Source organism: Aporhodopirellula aestuarii, from assembly GCF_023701485.1.
In the GTDB taxonomy this organism is placed as follows: Bacteria; Planctomycetota; Planctomycetia; order Pirellulales; family Pirellulaceae; genus Rhodopirellula; species Rhodopirellula aestuarii.
Genome location: NZ_JAMQBK010000103.1, coordinates 1 through 3,211 on the forward strand (window position 1 = coordinate 1; position 3,211 = coordinate 3,211).

The following is a 3,211-nucleotide window of genomic DNA, read 5'->3' on the forward strand; positions in this document are numbered from 1 at the left end:
CGCGAGTCTGACCCCCACGCGAAGCGTTTGCCGGTGGGAGAACGTGGCGAGTCAGGGTGTTGGGGCGGCGTCCCAGTTCCAGGTTCCTGGGACGACGGCCACGTCCCCACGCAGTTCATCGTAACCCAGTGGTGGGTCGGAGTAGATGTTTGGGTTCAGCGTGACGGTCAGGTTGGCGCCCAAGGTACAAGTGCCTTCGGTCACCACCACACCATGCAGCTCCAAATTGGATGCGAGAATTGTGTGCACGTTTGATCCGATAACGTGAAACAATCCCCGCATGAGGGGTGTATAGGAGTCGTTGTTCTCCGTGTTACTGACGCCGTCATACGGATTCCCAGGTGGGTTGAAGTTTTGCTTGGGCGTCTGTGATTCCTTCAGTGTCGCGTTGGAAGACTTCAACTGAAAGTCTCCCGCCCCAGTCCCTTTGACGATCGCACAAGGGTAGTTGTTGCCGTTGAAGGGATCCCAAAGACAGGACTGAATCGTGTCGAAAGATGCTGTGCCCAATAGTTCAATCAGCAAGGTGCAATTCAGTCGTGATTTGTTTGCGGTCAGACTTCCACCGCTAGGAATTTGTACGTAGTAGATTCCTTCCGGGTTAAGTGATCCAAACGGATTGACATTACCGCTAAGCAATTCCCGAGCGATCACACGTTGGTTGGGCGACGTATCAATTACAGGAAAGTTCGTGTAAGGGATAGGCGTCGCCAAGGCGAGGTAGGTATCCCACACGTCAGGCGATGGCAAAGTGCGCGCCGGTCCAGGATCGGTGACGGTGCCCGATACCGAACCGACAACCACGACGGGAGATCCCTCGACGTCGCCTATGACAGCCCCGTTGACAGTGATGGTGCTGCCGCAGGCGAAAGGCCCGCTATTGGTCGTGGAATTGGAACTTTGCGTCGTGTTCCCCGCTGCATACACCGAACACTGCAAAGTATCGATCACTTCGGGCGAACCGGTGATCTCGACACTGGTTACCTGGACCGTATTGTTCAGTCGACCGATGCCTTTCAGTCTGAGTTCGGTGTCCGAGTCGGTCAGACTGCCATCGGTATCCTCGATCATGAAGCTGACCGTGCCGGTCCCGTCGGGGCCCACCGCGAGAGGCGTCGTTTCCACGCTGTTTGAGTAGGTCGTGTGCCAGCTGGAATCGGCGTTGATGTACCGCAAGCCGAGTTCAACGGCGGACTTGGCATGGGACCGTGCGATCAGCCGATCATTGACGGATGTTGCGTGCCGACGTTCGATCCGCATGATGCACATCCCTGCTAGGCCCAGCAATGAGACGATCATCGCAGTCGACACGACGGAGATGTAGAGCGCCGTACCGCGACGCGGATGCCTTCGTGGTCGTTGGACGGGATGGCAGCGTAAGTTCATGGCGATGGCTTGGAACCGCAAAGGGCGAAGAGCTGCATCACAACACTACCGTTGTAACGAACCGTGACAGTGATTCGTTTCAGGTCTTGATCGGACCCTGAGGGAGTGGATGGATCGCTGGGGTCCACCCATTGCACCGTGACGTCCCTTTGCCAGTCGGTTGAGTTGGCGACGGGATTGCCATTGCGGTGCTGGGGAGGACTTTTCGTCCAACCATTGAAATCATCGACGTCATCGAAGTCGAGTCGATTGACTTCCGACTCACCGCTCTCCAAACCGAAGACGGGAGAGGGGCCTTGGTCCTTGTAATCCGTGTTGAGTATTTCGGTCATCAACTGTTGCGCGAGTTGGGGGCCTCGAGCCTGGTAGCTGATTCCTGTGCGACCGCGAATCACGGCTGCCAGACATCTCATAGCGCTAATCAACACAAATCCCACCAGCATTGTCGAGATGATCACCTCCACTAGGCTCAGCCCTCGGCGATTCGTCCTTCTTAAAGAGTGGCGTGGGGATCTGATCATCGGTTCAACACCGGGATGGAGGTCTCGATGCTGGCTTGCGAGTTGTCGGTGACCCGAATCCGCACCGTCACGTATTCAACTGCAGAGTCAGGTTGAAAATAGTCCAAGCCAAAGTCGTGGACGTTTTCAACCAAAACGGATGCGGTCCCGCCGTTGTACTGCCGTGTCAAAGGATCGCCCTGCGTGCCCGACCAAACGTAACGAATTGTCTCGGCAAGGGTGTCGCCATTGCGGTCGGGCACGGTGAATGTGACCGCGCTGGCGGTCTGCTCGCTGAACGAAATCGCAAACTCGATGTCGGAAAGAAATTCGGTGAGCGCGTCATTCCCTTCGAGGGTGGCGGAGGTCGGCGTGCTCGATGGGTCGGTTATTTTCAGTGCGATGAAGAGGGTAGATGACAAGCCCAGCATCAGCACGCTGGCTCCCGCGAGAGAAACGATCAATTCCACCAGCGTGTGACCGACACGATTCGGCAAATGGTGTGAACGCCTTCTCATGGGATGGACGCTTTTCCGGTGTTGGGGTGGATAGTCACCGTCGTCTGGTACCCACCGGATGCCACCGTAATCGTGCCACCGCTATCGGGTTGACCGTATCGATCGAACTGAACCTCGGTGTCGCCCCCAAGTGCAGCGGAGACCAGCGAAGCGTTGTAGGGCGACGCGGTGAGTACCACCGTATACGATTGGCCGGATTGGTTGATGTCAAGAAGTCCGGGGATGGAATACTCGTCCGAAGCGGGAGTGAACGATACGGACAACGGCCCACTCTGCGCGATGGCAGTTTGTCGGGCGTAGCCCAAATCGACTTTGATCCGCTTCGCGGCCGCCTCTGCCCGCATGCGATGCAAGGAACTGGCAAACTCCGGCCCCGCCACGGTCGTCAGAACCCCGATGATCAATATCACGACGACTAGTTCCACCAGTGTGAAGCCGGTTCGATGATCATTTTCGGCGCGTTGGCGTTTCACAACCGGTGCAATCCACATATTCCAGCCTCAAGTAAACTCCGGGCGTCGTTTCACCTCAGTGGAGTCTAGGTCGCAAAACGACAACGTGATGTCAAAATGCAACGAAAGGCGACGTTGATTTAGCAACGTTCCGCGAAACCGGTTCGTCGACACGACGACTAGCCGGCCGGTTCACAGCGGGGTCAACTTCGGGGTTCGCGATCAGACGTCTTCCGATTCGTTTCGCTCGTTCGCGGATATCAGCATTGGAATCCATCGGCTTCTTCGCTCGATTCACCATGTCCGACGAGCTGTTTGGATGCCCAAGTCCAAAACGTCGGGATAGTTCCGCAAG

4 protein-coding genes are annotated in these 3,211 nt (G+C 56.6%); all 4 read right to left on the reverse strand.

The annotated features are described in order from the left end of the window. Window positions 1-51 precede the first annotated feature (51 nt). On the reverse strand, window positions 52-1,386 hold the full coding sequence (locus NB063_RS29635; RefSeq protein WP_250932957.1) for a hypothetical protein: 1,335 nt from the start codon (window positions 1,384-1,386) through the stop codon (window positions 52-54). Further along, complete coding sequence (locus tag NB063_RS29640) at window positions 1,383-1,799, reverse strand: hypothetical protein (RefSeq protein ID WP_250932960.1); 417 nt, start codon at window positions 1,797-1,799, stop codon at window positions 1,383-1,385. The genes NB063_RS29635 and NB063_RS29640 overlap by 4 nt, the downstream gene beginning before the upstream one ends. Before the next feature lie 104 nt (window positions 1,800-1,903). After that, window positions 1,904-2,404: a hypothetical protein gene (locus tag NB063_RS29645; protein ID WP_250932962.1), complete on the reverse strand. Its 501-nt coding sequence runs from the start codon at window positions 2,402-2,404 to the stop codon at window positions 1,904-1,906. Next, complete coding sequence (locus NB063_RS29650; protein WP_250932964.1) at window positions 2,401-2,895, reverse strand: GspH/FimT family pseudopilin; 495 nt, start codon at window positions 2,893-2,895, stop codon at window positions 2,401-2,403. The genes NB063_RS29645 and NB063_RS29650 overlap by 4 nt, the downstream gene beginning before the upstream one ends. Between the last annotated feature and the right edge of the window lie 316 nt (window positions 2,896-3,211).